This window comes from Nocardioides albus (assembly GCF_014648255.1).
GTDB classification, from domain to species: domain Bacteria; phylum Actinomycetota; class Actinomycetes; order Propionibacteriales; family Nocardioidaceae; genus Nocardioides; species Nocardioides albus.
In genome coordinates this window covers 27,706-41,804 of the sequence record NZ_BMQT01000007.1, presented here as the reverse complement: position 1 = coordinate 41,804, position 14,099 = coordinate 27,706, and the positions used below count along the sequence as shown (strand labels likewise).

Sequence of the window (14,099 nt, the reverse complement as noted above, 5' to 3'; positions counted from 1 at the left end):
ATCGCCACCCCCGTAGCGCAAGCGCCAATATACGAGGGCGGCGCTGTGTTGAATCGATGGTTCACTCGCTGACGCTCGCTCACTTCTCCCCCTGGATCGTTGCGACCACGCTGTCGATCTCGTCCGGCTTGACGAGTACGTCGCGTGCTTTGGAGCCCTCGGAGGGACCGACCACACCGCGCGACTCGAGGATGTCCATGAGGCGGCCGGCCTTGGCGAACCCGACGCGGAGCTTGCGCTGCAGCATCGAGGTCGACCCGAACTGGGTCGAGACGATCAGCTCGATCGCCTGGATGACCAGGTCCATGTCGTCGCCGATGTCGTCGTCCAGCACCCGCTTGGACTCCGCCGGGGCGGTCACGTCCTCGCGGTAGGACGGCTCCAGCTGACCCTTGACGCTCTTGACGACCGCGTTGACCTCTGCCTCGGAGACCCAGGAGCCCTGCACACGGATCGGCTTGGAGGAGCCCATCGGCAGGAACAGCCCGTCACCCTGGCCGACCAGCTTCTCCGCACCAGGCTGGTCGAGGATGACGCGCGAGTCGGCGAGCGACGAGGTCGCGAAGGCGAGCCGCGAGGGCACGTTGGCCTTGATCAGACCGGTCACGACGTCCACCGAGGGCCGCTGCGTGGCCAGCACCAGGTGGATGCCGGCGGCACGGGCGAGCTGGGTGATGCGTACGACCGCGTCCTCGACGTCGCGTGGAGCGACCATCATCAGGTCGGCGAGCTCGTCGACGATGACCAGCAGGTAGGGGTAGGGCGACAGGACCCGCTCGGAGTCGGGCGGGAGCTGCACCTTCCCGGCGCGGACGGCCTTGTTGAAGTCGTCGACGTGACGGAAGCCGAAGTTGGCCAGGTCGTCGTAGCGCATGTCCATCTCGCGTACGACCCAGGCCAGCGCCTCGGCGGCCTTCTTCGGGTTGGTGATGATCGGCGTGATCAGGTGCGGCACGCCCTCGTAGGAGTTGAGCTCGACCCGCTTGGGGTCGACCATGATCATCCGGACCTCGTCGGGCGTGGCCCGCATCAGCACCGAGGTGATCATCGAGTTGATGAAGGACGACTTACCCGAACCGGTCGCGCCCGCGACCAGCAGGTGGGGCATCTTGGCGAGGTTGGCGACCACGAAGCCGCCCTCGACGTCCTTGCCGACACCGGTGATCATCGGGTGGTGGTCGCCGCGCGCGGCGTTGGAGCGGAGCACGTCGCCGAGGGTGACGATCTCCTTGTCGATGTTCGGGATCTCCACACCGACGGCCGACTTGCCGGGAATCGGCGAGAGGATGCGTACGTCCGCAGAGGCCACCGCGTAGGCGATGTTCTTCTGGATCCCGGTGATCTTCTCGACCTTCACACCGGCACCGAGCTCCACGATGTAGCGGGTGACCGTCGGGCCACGGGTGTAGCCGGTGACCGCGGCGTCGATGTTGAACTCCTCCAGCACCGCCTGGAGCCGGCTGACGATGTCGTCGGAGGCCTTGGAGCGGGCCTTGTGCGGCGAGCCGGGCTTGAGCAGATCGCTGGCCGGGAGCGTGTAGGTCACGTCACCGGCGAGCATCAGCTGCTCGACCCGCTGCGGCAGCTCGGTGTGGGGCGGCGGCTCCAGCTCTCGCTTCTTGCCGGCCCTCGGGGCGGTGTCTGCGACCGCCGGCAGCAGACCCGCGGCGTCGCTCGGTGCCGCCTCGTTCGGCTCGGTGTCGTCGTCGGAGTCCTCGTCGAGGGCGAGCGCGATGTCGAGCCCGTCCTTCTTGCGCTTCTTCTTCGGCTTCTCCTCCTCGAGGAGCGGCGTCTCGTACGGCTCGAAGCCCTCGGGATCGAAGGTGTCGTCGTCGGCGAAGAGCTTCCCGCCCTTGCGCACCCGTCGGATGTTGGTGCCGCTCTCGCTCATCTCGTCGACCGGCGTCAGGCCGAGCGCACGGTTGCGCAGGTCCACCAGCCGACTCGGCACCTGGTAGAGCGGCGTCCCGGTGATGACCAGGATGCCGAAGACGACGAGCAGGGAGAGGAGTACGACGACCACAGCCGTCGAGCGCAGGACGTCGAGAAGCAGGCTGGCCACGACGTAGCCGATCGCACCCCCGGCCCACTGCAGCTCGCTGCTGTCGCCCGAGGTCGGCTGCGGGTTGCCGTTGGCGATCTGGATGATGCCGAGCGTGGCCATCAGGAACGCGGACCAGCCGATCACGATCCGGCCCACCGGGGCGGCGTCGACCGGGTCGCGCATCAGCCGTACGCCGGCGACGACGAGCCCGACCGGCACAAGCCAGCCGACCTTGCCGACGACGCCGGCAACCGCGATACGGACGACGTCGAAGAACTGCCCGCCGAGCTGGAACCAGACGCCGGCGGCGACGAGGACGGAGAGGCCGATCAGGAACAGGCCGGCGCCGTCACGCCGGTGCTCCGGCTCGAGGTCGCTGGCGGCTTGGCCACCGACTCGGAAGACGGCCGCGACTCCCCCGGCGATCGCCAGCCACAGGCTCGCGATGGTCGAGAAGATGGCGTCGAAGAGCACCGCGATCGGGCTCGGTCCGTTGCGGACGGCACGCGGTGGCGTACGGTTCGACGTCTTCCGGTTGGCTGGCCTCTTGTTGGCTGTCTTTGCGGCGGGACGGCGCTTGTTCTGTCCTTGGTGAGGCGCTGCCTTTGAGCGGGCCCGGCTCGTGGCCGTTGCTCGCTTTGTCGTGGTCGTACTCCGGGCACGGGTGCTCTTGGGTGTGGTCGAGCTCCGCGAACCCGGCGGGGAAGACGTACGGGTCGCCATACAAGCAGGGTATTTGACCAGGTGGCCTGCCTACGGGACCCCGCGGGGGTGTGTTGCAGCGGTGTAGTTTGCCGCCATGCAGAGCATCGCCGTCCTGGTCGCCCTCCTGACCGCCGCGGATGCCGTGACGGACTGGACCTGCGTGTGGACCGGACGGCGCCGGATCCATTACGTCACCAAACCTCTGGTGATGGTGGGGCTGATGTTGTTGGTGGGGCTGGTCAGCGAGGGTGAGCCGGCAGCGTGGTGGCTGGTCGTCGCGCTCTTCTTCGGGATGCTCGGCGACATCTCGATGATCGGATCCTCGGCCAGGCGATTCCTCGGCGGCGTGGGGCTCTTCTTCGTCGGCCACCTGGCGTACGCCGCGGCCTTCCTCGCCCTCGGGCTGGACACACCCGCGTGGTCATGGCTCGGCTTCGCCGTCGCGGTCGTGCTGGCGATCCCGATGGGACGGGTGCTCCGCGGTGCGCGGGAGATGGGCGGTGTGCCGATGGCGGCGGCCCTTGCTGCGTACTCGTTGGTGATCGCCACCATGCTCGTGCTCGGCTGGCTGACCGGGAGCGTGTGGATCGCGGTGGGTGCGCTGATCTTCGTCGTCAGCGACACCCTGATCGGGCTCAACCTGGCCGAGCACGGCAACGAGCCGCCGCGCCTGGCCAACCTGCAGATCATGGTGACCTATCACGTCGGCCAGGCGCTGATCACGGCTGGCGTCCTGCTGGCGCTCTAGGCCTCAATCACGACCGGGACGATCATCGGGCGCCGCCGGTGGGTGCTGGAGACCCAGCGCCCGAACGTACGCCGGATGGCCTGCTGCAGCTGGTAGGTGTCGGTCGCGCCCTCCGCGATGGCGCGGTTGACCGCCTTGATGATCGGCTGCTTGACCGGGTCGAAGGCGTTGTCGGGCCACACATGGCCGCGGGCGTGGATCTCGGGCCCGCTGGCGACGACGCCCTTGACCGAGTCGACCACGACGACGATCGAGACGAAGCCCTCCTCGCTGAGGATCCGGCGGTCCTTGAGCTCGGACTCGGTGACGTCACCGACGGTGGTGCCGTCGACGAAGACGTAGCCGCACTCGACCTTGCCGGCGATCTCGGCCTTGCCGTCGATCAGGTCGACGACGACGCCGTCCTCGGCGTAGACGACGCTCTCGACGCCGGTCTGGCGGGCCAGGTCACCGTTGGCGAGCAGGTGGCGCACCTCGCCGTGGACGGGCATCACGTTGCGGGGGCGGACGATGTTGTAGCAGTAGAGCAGCTCCCCGGCGCTCGCGTGCCCGGAGACGTGCACCAGGGCGTTGCCCTTGTGGACCACGTTGGCGCCCAGACGGGCGAGCCCGTTGATCACCCGGTAGATCGAGTTCTCGTTGCCCGGGATCAGGCTGCTGGCCAGCAGGACGGTGTCGCCCGGCTCGATGTGCACGAAGTTGTGGGTGCCGTTGGCGATCCGCGACAGCGCCGACATCGGCTCGCCCTGCGAGCCGGTCGAGACCATCACGACCTTCTCCGGCGGCAGGTCGGCGAGCTCCTTGGCGTCCACGATGACGTTCTCGGGCACGTGCAGGTAACCCAGATCGGAGGCGATCTGCATGTTGCGGACCATCGAACGACCGACGTACGCCACCTTGCGGCCGTGTGCGACGGCACTGTCGAGAACCTGCTGGACGCGGTGCACGTGGGAGGCGAAGCAGGCCACGATGATGCGCTGGTCCGACTCCCGGAAGACCTGCTCGATCGCGGGCGCGATCTTCTTCTCGGCGGTGGTGAAGCCGGGGACCTCTGCGTTGGTGGAGTCGGTGAGGAACAGGTCCACACCCTCCTCGCCGAGTCGGGCGAAGGCACGCAGGTCGGTGATCCGGCCGTCCAGCGGCAGCTGGTCCATCTTGAAGTCGCCGGTGTGCAGCACCAGTCCGGCCCCGGTGCGGATCGCGACCGCGAGGGCGTCCGGGATGGAGTGGTTCACGGCGACGAACTCGAGCTCGAACGGCCCGAAGGTGATCGTCTCGCCCTCGCGTACCTTGTGCTGGACGGTCTCGCGCAGGCGGTGCTCGCGCAGCTTGGAGCCGAGCAGGGCCAGGGTCAGCTCGGAGCCGACCAGCGGGATGTTCTGCCGCTCGCGGAGCAGGTAGGGCGTCGCGCCGATGTGGTCCTCGTGACCGTGGGTCAGGACCAGCGCCTCGATGTCGTCGAGGCGGTCACGGATCGGGCCGAAGTCGGGCAGGATCAGGTCGACCCCGGGCTGCTGCTCCTCGGGGAAGAGCACGCCGCAGTCGACGATGAGCAGCCGGCCGTCGTACTCGAAGACGGTCATGTTGCGGCCGACCTCGCCGAGGCCGCCGAGAGGGGTGACTCGGAGGCCGCCCTTGGGGAGCTTGCCGGGTTCGGTCAGCTCCGGGTGTGGGTGAGACAAAGGCATTCCTTCTAGAGAAGGCCAGAGGCCTCCAGCCCGGCTCGCAGCGCGTCGACCTCGTCGTCGTCGAGCGCCACCAGAGGCCCTCGCACATGACGGTTGTCGATCACGCCGGTCAGCTCGAGAGCGGCCTTGGCAGTGGTGGCTCCGTAGTTCGGGACGCCCATGATGGCGTCGATCGCGGGGAGCATCCGCGCATAAGTCTTGCGGGCGGTCTCGATGTCGCTCGCCGCGAAGGCGTCGACCATCGTCCGGGTCTGGTCGCCGAGCACGTGGGCGGCGACGCTGATCACGCCGACGGCGCCGTGCGCCAGCCAGGCGAGGGTGAGCGCGTCATCACCGGAGTAGATCGCGTAGCCGAGGTCGAGCAGGCGGGTGCCGCGCGGGAAGTCCCCGGCGGCCTCCTTGACCGCGACGACCGTGTCCCAGGTGATCGCCTCACGGTAGGTGTCGAGGGTGATCGGGGAGCCGGTGCGGCCGGGGACGTCGTAGAGGATGACGGGGGTGTCGGTGGCGGAGACGACGGTGCGGAAGTGCTCGCGGATGCCGCGCTCGCCGGGCTTGTTGTAGTAGGGCGTCACCAGCAGCAGCCCGTCGGCGCCGATCTTCGCTGCCTGCTTGGCGAGTTCGAGGGTGGTCCGGGTGTCGTTCGTGCCGATGCCCGCCACGACCTTGGCGCGGTCGCCGACGGCGTCCTTGACCGCGGCCAGGACCTCGCCGTCCTCGGCCGGGGTGGTGGTCGGTGACTCACCGGTGGTGCCGGAGACCACGATGCCGTCGTGGCCGTGGTCGACCAGGTGCTTGGCGACTTTCTGGGTCTGCTCCAGGTCGACCGAGCCATCGTCGTTGAACATCGTGACGAGTGCGGAGAGCACGGTGCCGAAGGGAGCATCAGTCATGACATACAGACTATCGTCAGACGCGCTGCATGACCTCGTCGGCTACGAGTCCGAGATGGTCGAGATCGCTCAGGTCGAGCACCTGGAGGTAGATCCGGCTCGCGCCCGCGTCCTCGAAGCGCTTGATCTTGGCGACCACCTCGTCCGGAGTCCCGGCGAGACCGTTCTCCCGCAGTTCGGCGGGCTCGCGGCCGATCGCCTGCGCGCGACGGGCGATCTCGTCCTCGTCACGGCCGACGCAGAGCACCTGGGCAGCCGAGTAGATGATCGAGTCGTCACGGCCGGCCGCCTCGACGAAGCGTCCGACGTTCTCGAAGAGCGCCTGGGAGTCCTCGACGGAGACGAAGGCGGCGTTGAACTCGTCGGCGAAGGCTGCAGCCAGCGTAGGCGTACGCTTCTTGCCGCCGCCGCCCACGATCACCGGGATCGAGCCGGCGTGGCCACGGGTCTGGACCGGCTTCGGCAGACCCGGGCTGTTCTTGATGGTGTAGTGCTTGCCCTCGAAGTCGAAGGTCGCCCCCGGCTCGGTCGCCCACAGCCCCGTGATGATCTCGAGCTGCTCCTCGAGCCTGTCGAACCTCTCCCCCAGAGCCGGGAACGGGATCCCGTACGCCTCGTGCTCCTCCTCGAACCAGCCCGCTCCCAGGCCGAGCTCGACCCGGCCGTCGGACATGTCGTCCACGTTGGCGGCCTGGATGGCGAGGACGCCCGGGAGGCGGAAGGTCGCGGAGGTGACCAGCGTGCCGAGCCGGATCGAGCTGGTGTCGCGGGCCAGGCCGGCGAGCGTCGTCCACGCATCGCTCGGTCCGGGCAGCCCGTCGACCGAGCCCATCTTCAGGTAGTGGTCGGAGCGGAAGAACGCCCCGAACCCGAGCTCCTCGGCCTTCTGGGCGACGGCGAGGATGTCGGCGTAGGACGCCCCCTGCTGGGGTTCGGTGAAGATGCGCAGCTCCATGGTCCTCACTCTAGGGGTGAGGTAAAGAGAGTGCGCGCGAGGGTTCTGTGACGTGCGGTGGAGTAGAGCTCACGGCGCTCTCGCTCCGCCTCGACCTGCTCCGGGTAGTAGGCGCTCAACGGGTCCGCTCTCGGCGGCGTCGTCACCGGGGATCCCCAGATCGTCCACGTCGGCCCGTTCTCGATCGGGAGCCAGGTGTGTTCGAAGTCGGCGGACCAATCGCCGGGTGGCTCGAGCCGCAGGTCTGTTCCGTCCAGGCCGACGAGGTCGGCGGTGTAGACGGCCCAGGCGCCGAGCGTGGCCACCAACGGCAGCGGTTTGCGGGCGTCGATCTGGAACGCGGTCAGCAGTGGCAGATGCCAACCGGATGCTACGACGGAGGTCTGCACCTCCCACTTGGCGCTCAGGTCGATCGGCCGCTGCCTGCCGATACGCACGATGAACGGCTGCCAGCGGTCGAGCGACTCATCCCGGCATCGCGGCCGGGCCAGGAGTTCGTCGAGCCTCTCGGCCTCGTAGAAGGAGGCCGACCCGACCCTGTGGCGCGGTCCGGCCAACCCGGCGCGCAGCACCCGCTTCGCCTGGTTCTCTCCCAGGAGATGAACCTCGGCGAGCCTCGCCACAGCGTCTGAGGTTGAGATCCACATAGGACGAACTTATGCGCGAGTACCGACATTGTGGGATCTGACCCGTCATCGATCCACGCGGTGCTCAGCCCGACTGCGGCGCCGCCGGCGACATCGACCTCGAGGCTGTCGCCGATCATCCAGCCGTCGAGTGCGCAACCGAGCCTGGTGGCGAGTGCCTCGAAGATCTCGGGGCGCGGCTTTCGGACCCCGACCGCATCGGAGACAACCCAACCGTCCACGAGTGCATCGAGACCGGTACGGCGGATCTTGCCCTCCTGATTGTCCGCCATGCCGTTGGTGACGATGCCGATGGTCCAGCCGGCCGCCCGAAGCGCGACCAGAGCGCGACGATCATCGTCGGTGACAGTCACGAGCGAGGGCATCTTCGCGCAGCGGAAGTTTGGTCAACAAGGGTTCCATCGAGATCCAGAGCGATAAGCGGCACAGCACGAAACTGTAGATCGGACCGTTCCGCCACGACTGCCTCAGATCCTTGCGGGACCATCAGCACGGCGACAACTAAGCCCGCCCTCTGTCATAGCGAAGGGCAGGGCGTCCCACTGCGGGACTACTCGCGGCGGCTGAGGAAGACTCGGTCGTACGCCTCGTGCGGCTCGCGCTTCGTCTCGACCCACTCGGTCTCGTCGAAGGGCGGGTAGACGACGTCGCCGACCGGTTCGAGGTGGACGCGGGTGATGACCTGCTCGGTGGCGAACGGGAGAGCTGCCTCGTAGACCTGGGCTCCGCCGGCGATCACCGTGTCGCCCTGCTCCCCCGCCGCGAGGGCGAGTGCGGAGTCGATGTCGTGGGCGACGAGCACACCGTCGTACGACCAGGTCTTGTCCTTCGTCAGGACGACAGTCGTGCGACCGGGGAGGGGGCGACCGATGGACTCGAAGGTGGTGCGGCCCATCACCAGCGTGTGACCCATCGTGATCGCCTTGAACTCGGCCTGCTCGCCGGGGATCTTCCAGGGGATGTCGGGGCCGTTCCCGATCACACCGTTCTCGGCGACGGCGGCGACCATCACGACGCGCTCAGACGGCAATGGGAGCCTTGATGACGGGGTGCGGGTCGTAGCCCTCCACCGTGATGTCCTCGAGCTCGAAGGCGTCGATGTCCTTGACCTCGGGGTTCAGCCGCAGCGTCGGCAGCGGCCTCGGCTCGCGGGTGAGCTGCAGGCGGGCCTGCTCGAGGTGGTTGCTGTAGAGGTGGGCGTCGCCGAGCGTGTGCACGAACTCACCCGGCTCGAGGCCGGTCACGTGGGCGACCATGTGGGTGAGCAGGGCGTAGGAGGCGATGTTGAACGGCACCCCGAGGAAGACGTCCGCGGAGCGCTGGTAGAGCTGCAGGCTGAGCTTGCCGTCGGCGACGTAGAACTGGCACAGCGTGTGGCACGGCGGCAGCGCCATGTCGTCGATGTCGGCCGGGTTCCAGGCGCTGATGACGTGGCGGCGGCTGTCGGGGTCCTGCTTGATCTGGTCGATGATCCGGGCGATCTGGTCGACGTGACGGCCGTCCGGGGTGGGCCAGGAGCGCCACTGGTATCCGTAGACCGGACCCAGGTCGCCGTTCTCGTCGGCCCACTCGTCCCAGATGGTGATGCCGCGCTCCTGGAGCCAGCGCACGTTGGTGTCGCCGCGCAGGAACCAGAGCAGCTCACCGAAGACCGACCGCGTGTGGACCTTCTTCGTGGTCAGCAACGGAAAGCCGTCACTGAGGTCGTAGCGGGTCTGGTGACCGAAGACGCTGAGCGTGCCCGTCCCGGTGCGGTCGGACTTCGCCACACCCTCGTCGAGGATGCGGGTCAACAGATCGAGGTAGGACTGCACGGCCCCAGCCTAGGTCAGAGCGCGAGAGTCCCGTGGATGGTGGTCAGTGTGTCTCCGCCCACCCACACCGCCTCGGAGGTCGAGCTGTCTCCGGTGGTCGAGCTGTCTCCGGTGGTCGAGCTTGTCGAGACCACCCGCTCGACGTGCACGCGTCCCCTCCGCTTCAGGTTGGTCCCCTGCGAGGCGACGTACGCCTCGGGCAGCTCCGAACCCGCGAGCCACTGCCCGAGCGCGGCGTTGAGCGAGCCGGTGACCGGGTCCTCGAAGGCGACGCCATCGGCCGGGAAGAAGGCCCGGACCTCGACCGCGCACTCGCTGCCCTCGGGATAGCGTCCGACGAGTCCGACCTTGTGGTCCCCCAGAGCGGCATGGTCGGGCGTCACCGCCAGCACGGCGTCCGCGTCGGCCAGCATCACCCCGACCCAGCCCGGCCCGTTGTCGCACCACCGTGCATCCAGGATCTCTTCCCGCTCGATCCGCAGACCCTTCGCGATGTCGCGCAAGAGCTCCTCGTCGACCTCGCCACCCCGGATCAGGTCAGGCGCCGCGAAGGCGATCCGCTCGCCACGCCGAAGCTCGACCAGCCCGACGCCGCACTCCTGCACCAGGTTCGCCCCCTTGGGCTTCCCACCCGCCTCCAGCCAGGCGTGCGCCGACCCGAGCGTCGGGTGACCCGCGAACGGCAGCTCACCGCTGACCGTGAAGATCCGCAGCCGGTAGTCGGCGGCCGGGTCCGTCGGCGTCAGCAGGAAGGTCGTCTCGGAGAGGTTGGTCCACCGCGCGAAGGCGGCCATCTGCTCGTCGGTGAGGCCATCGGCCCCGTGCACGACGGCTACCGGGTTGCCCAGCAGCGGCTCGTTGGTGAAGACGTCGACCTGGCGGAACTCGTAGGCACTCACGCGCCCGAGCCTAGCCGTGGGCGACCTTCAGGCGGAGAGCTTCATCGGGCCGTAGACCTGGCGGTCGTGCTCGAACAGCACCACCGCGGCCACACCCGCGTCGAGGAGCTCCTGCCAGACCTCGCCCACCCACGACTCGGCGTCGCTCTGGTTCGCGAAGCGCTGGCCGGCGAGCTCACCCTCGATCGACACCTCGGCGCCCGAGGCGTCGACGAGCTGCCACCACCAGGGCCGCTCGGCGGCCGTGGGCTGCTTGAAGACCGACGGGACATCAGGAATGCTCATCAGCCCTCCCGCACGTGCGAGGGGACGAAGGGCGGCTTGGTGAGCTGGAAGATCTCGCGGCGGCCGCGTACGTCGATGCCGATCTCGGCCTCCGGGTTGACGGTGGTCGAGACGAGCACCAGGCCGACGCCCTTCTTCAGGGTGGGCGAGAAGGTGCCCGAGGTGACCTCGCCGACCGGGACGTCGGCGGTCAGTGACGCCGACATGTGTGGGCGCGGGATGCCGCGGCCGACGGCCACGATGCCGCGCAGGGCGCGCTTCGGGCCGGCCTCCTTCTCGGCGACGAGCTTGTCGCGGCCCCAGAAGGCGTCCTTCTTCCAGCCGACCGCCCAGCCGAGCCCGGCCTCGTTGGGGGTCACGTCCAGGGAGATGTCCTGGCCGTGGAGCGGGTAGCCCATCTCCGTACGCAGGGTGTCGCGGGCGCCGAGGCCGCACGGCACCACGCCGAGCTCCTCACCGCGGGACAGCAGTGCGTCCCAGAGTGCACCGGCGGCGTCGTTGGCGACGATCAGCTCGTAGCCACGCTCACCGGAGTATCCCGACCGGCACACGACGACGCCGATCTCGTCACCGAGCACGTCGGGGGCTGCGGCCTCCACGAAGGACATGTACTCATGGCCGGCCGGCAGCCCGACCGCCTCCAGCAGCTCGTCGGACTTGGGCCCCTGGACGGCGAGCACCGCGTAGTCGCGGTGGTGGTCGACGAGGTTGATCCCCTCGGGCGCGGCGGCCTGGAGCCGGCGCACCACCTCCGGGGTGTTGGCCGCGTTGGGAACGATCAGGACGTGCTCGTCGTCGCGGTAGTAGGCGATCAGGTCGTCGACGATGCCGCCGGTCTCGTCGTCGCAGCAGAGCGTGTACTGCGCCTTGCCGGGCTTGATCCGGTTGAGGTCGTTGGTGAACGACTCGTTGACGAACTCGGCCGCGCCCGGCCCGCTGATCATGACCTTCCCCAGGTGGCTGACGTCGAAGACTCCGACCGCCTCACGAACCGCGGTGTGCTCCTTGACGACACCGGCGTACTCCAGCGGCATCGACCAGCCGCCGAACTCACCGAACTTCGCGCCGAGCCCGACGTGGTTTTCGTGCAGAGGGGACTGGAGCAGCTCCGACCCGCCCCCCATGGAGGTCTCTTCAGCCATACTGCGAACTTATCGCACGTGACCGACACAGCCCGGTCCGCGCCCCCTCCCGGCGTGCCACACCTACACTGCAGTGCGTGACCCTGCCTGACATCACCTACACGCTGCGTACCGCCTCTCCTGCCAAGACCCGGGCCGAGGCGGTGGTCGTCGGCATCGGCCAGGGGGCGAAGGGTGTCGAGGTGTTCCCAGGCGCCCAGGAGGTCCAAGCCGCCTACGGTCGCCGGTGGCGCGGGATGCTCGCCACCCTCGGCGTCAGCGGCAAGGCCGGCGAGGTCACCCGCCTGCCCGCGGGCGACGAGATCGGCGCCCAGCTCCTGGTCCTCGTCGGGCTCGGCAGGCTTGGTCCGGACGGGACCTACTCGACCGATGCCGTACGCCGCGCCGCCGGCGCCGCCGCCCGCGCGGTGCCCAACGCGACCTCCGTCGCCGTGGCCCTTCCGGCCGACACCCCCGAGCTGGTCCGGGCCGTCACCGAGGGGTACGTCCTCGGCGGCTACACCTTCACCTCCTACAAGTCGGGCGGGGGCAGGTCTGAGAAGACCAAGGCGAAGCAGGAGGGCAACGGACCGAGCGATGTCGCGTTGCTGAGCGCGATCGCGAGGCGTACGGACGCGGTCACCGCCTTCGAAGAGGCGAAGATCCTCGCTCAGGCGGTCGCAGGCACCCGCGAGTGGGTCAACGTCCCGCCCGCCGACCTGACTCCCCCGGCGTTCGCCGAGGCCATCGAGCACGTGGCCGGACTGGTCGATGGCGTCGAGGCCACCGTCTACGACGAGAAGCAGCTGGCCGACCTCGGCTGCGGCGGCATCCTCGCCGTCGGGATGGGATCGGCGGCGATGCCGCGCCTGGTCGAGCTGACCTACTCCCCCGACGACGCGCGCGGCCACATCGCGCTGGTCGGCAAGGGCATCACCTTCGACTCGGGCGGCCTGACGATCAAGCCGGGGAGCTCGATGTCCACGATGAAGTCCGACATGGCTGGTGCCGCTGCCGTGGCGCAGGCGACCTTCGCGATCGCTCGCCTCGGGCTGCCGGTGAAGATCTCCGCGTTCATCCCGATGGCGGAGAACATGGTCTCCGGCTCGTCCTACCGGCCCGGCGACGTGGTCACCCACTACGGCGGCAAGACCGTCGAGGTCTCCAACATGGACGCCGAGGGACGGATGATCCTCGCCGACGCCCTGGTGCGGGCGAGCGAGGTCTCGCCGGACACGATCATCGACGTGGCCACTCTCACCGGTCACATGGTGATGGCGCTGGGAGACCGGGTCAGCGGAGTGCTCGGATCGAAGGAGATCGTGGACCGCGTCCTCGCTGCCTCCGAGGTCGCCGGCGAGCAGATGTGGCCGATGCCCATCCCGGAATGGATGGACGAGCGGATTCGTTCCTCGAAGGTGGCCGACCTCAACCAGCACGACTGGATCCGCTGGGGTGGCGGGCTGTACGCAGCCGCATTCCTTCGCGAGTTCACCGACGGCCTGCCGTGGGCCCATCTCGACATCGCCGGTCCGTCCTTCAACAGCGGCGGCGCGTCGGGCCATCTCACTCCCGGCGGCACGGGTGTGGCGGTGGCGACACTGGTGGACTACGTACGCGAGATGGCTACCGATCAGTAGTGGTCCGGTTGACACAACGCTGCAGGGGTAGTGACAAGATGGGGCCGTGATCGACGCCCTCGGCCGCCCTTCTGGCGGCATCATGCGTGCGTCGGGCAGGTGTCGGCCCAGACCGATGCGACCTTCTCCGCACCGAGCCATCGAGCTCGGTCCTGGCGGCGCGCGTGTCCGGACATACAAGTAGAGCAACGAACAGACGTAGAACGAAGGAACCCATGGCCACCGAAGTAACTCTCCCGGCACTCGGCGAGTCCGTCACCGAGGGCACCGTCACCCGCTGGCTCAAGCAGGTCGGCGACACCGTGGCGGTCGACGAGGCCCTGCTGGAGGTCTCCACCGACAAGGTCGACACCGAGATCCCCTCGCCGGTCGCCGGCACCCTGCTCGAGATCAAGGCTGCCGAGGACGACACCGTCGAGGTCGGCGGTCTGCTCGCCGTCGTCGGCGCGGCCGACGAGGCCGGCGCTGCTGAGGCTCCGGCCGAGCCCGCCGCGCCTGCGGAGGAGCCCGCCGAGGCGGCGGCTCCCGCTCCTGCCGCCGAGCCCGAGGCACCGGCCGAGCCGGAGGCTCCCGCCGAGCCCAAGGCCGAGGCAAAGCCCGCCGCTGGCGGCAATGCGACCGAGGTCACCCTCCCCGCCCTGGGCGAGTCGGTCACCGAGG

General features: G+C 68.8%; 13 protein-coding genes and 1 pseudogene. 3 read left to right on the top strand and 11 right to left on the bottom strand.

The window, feature by feature from the left end; all coding sequences use genetic code 11:
* Positions 1-79: 79 nt before the first annotated feature.
* Positions 80-2,767 (bottom strand): DNA translocase FtsK, encoded by a 2,688-nt coding sequence (locus IEY84_RS15505; protein WP_183545658.1) that lies wholly within the window; start codon positions 2,765-2,767, stop codon positions 80-82.
* 76 nt (positions 2,768-2,843) lie between these two features.
* Between IEY84_RS15505 and IEY84_RS15500 the strand changes: the two genes are divergently transcribed.
* Positions 2,844-3,497 carry a lysoplasmalogenase gene (locus IEY84_RS15500; protein WP_183545660.1) on the top strand — a complete coding sequence of 218 codons (654 nt, stop codon included), beginning with the start codon at positions 2,844-2,846 and terminating at the stop codon, positions 3,495-3,497.
* On the opposite strand, the gene IEY84_RS15495 is transcribed toward IEY84_RS15500, so the two are convergent.
* From IEY84_RS15495 to gcvT, 10 genes and pseudogenes are all read right to left on the bottom strand, one after another.
* On the bottom strand, positions 3,494-5,179 hold the full coding sequence (locus IEY84_RS15495; RefSeq protein ID WP_260173677.1) for a ribonuclease J: 1,686 nt from the start codon (positions 5,177-5,179) through the stop codon (positions 3,494-3,496). The two genes, IEY84_RS15500 and IEY84_RS15495, sit on opposite strands and share 4 nt — an antisense overlap.
* Positions 5,180-5,190: 11 nt before the next feature.
* Positions 5,191-6,078: a 4-hydroxy-tetrahydrodipicolinate synthase gene (gene dapA, locus IEY84_RS15490; RefSeq protein WP_183545664.1), complete on the bottom strand. Its 888-nt coding sequence runs from the start codon at positions 6,076-6,078 to the stop codon at positions 5,191-5,193.
* Positions 6,079-6,094: 16 nt separating this feature from the next.
* Positions 6,095-7,033: an LLM class F420-dependent oxidoreductase gene (locus IEY84_RS15485; RefSeq protein ID WP_183545667.1), complete on the bottom strand. Its 939-nt coding sequence runs from the start codon at positions 7,031-7,033 to the stop codon at positions 6,095-6,097.
* 5 nt (positions 7,034-7,038) lie between these two features.
* Positions 7,039-7,680: a hypothetical protein gene (locus tag IEY84_RS15480; RefSeq protein ID WP_229788723.1), complete on the bottom strand. Its 642-nt coding sequence runs from the start codon at positions 7,678-7,680 to the stop codon at positions 7,039-7,041.
* Positions 7,681-7,727: 47 nt separating this feature from the next.
* A pseudogene (locus IEY84_RS27075) lies at positions 7,728-8,045 on the bottom strand (HAD family hydrolase); the annotation flags it as partial.
* Positions 8,046-8,230: 185 nt separating this feature from the next.
* Positions 8,231-8,710, bottom strand: coding sequence for a dihydrofolate reductase (locus tag IEY84_RS15470; protein ID WP_229788721.1), 480 nt, complete (start codon positions 8,708-8,710; stop codon positions 8,231-8,233).
* The gene (locus tag IEY84_RS15465) at positions 8,700-9,494 is read right to left on the bottom strand and encodes a thymidylate synthase (protein ID WP_183545673.1); all 795 of its coding nucleotides are present in this window, start codon (positions 9,492-9,494) and stop codon (positions 8,700-8,702) included. The genes IEY84_RS15470 and IEY84_RS15465 overlap by 11 nt, the downstream gene beginning before the upstream one ends.
* A gap of 14 nt (positions 9,495-9,508) precedes the next feature.
* Positions 9,509-10,393: a PhzF family phenazine biosynthesis protein gene (locus IEY84_RS15460; RefSeq protein WP_189129310.1), complete on the bottom strand. Its 885-nt coding sequence runs from the start codon at positions 10,391-10,393 to the stop codon at positions 9,509-9,511.
* 27 nt (positions 10,394-10,420) lie between these two features.
* Positions 10,421-10,678: a hypothetical protein gene (locus IEY84_RS15455; protein WP_179658445.1), complete on the bottom strand. Its 258-nt coding sequence runs from the start codon at positions 10,676-10,678 to the stop codon at positions 10,421-10,423.
* Entirely contained in the window at positions 10,678-11,820 is a 1,143-nt protein-coding gene (gcvT, locus tag IEY84_RS15450; RefSeq protein ID WP_229788720.1) for a glycine cleavage system aminomethyltransferase GcvT, read from the bottom strand. The genes IEY84_RS15455 and gcvT overlap by 1 nt, the downstream gene beginning before the upstream one ends.
* A gap of 77 nt (positions 11,821-11,897) precedes the next feature.
* On the opposite strand from gcvT, the gene IEY84_RS15445 reads away from it, so the two are divergent.
* Positions 11,898-13,439: a leucyl aminopeptidase gene (locus IEY84_RS15445; protein WP_183545677.1), complete on the top strand. Its 1,542-nt coding sequence runs from the start codon at positions 11,898-11,900 to the stop codon at positions 13,437-13,439.
* 215 nt (positions 13,440-13,654) lie between these two features.
* Positions 13,655-14,099, top strand: a 445-nt coding sequence (locus IEY84_RS26765) for a biotin/lipoyl-containing protein (protein ID WP_308424456.1), incomplete at its 3' end; no start/stop codon positions are given.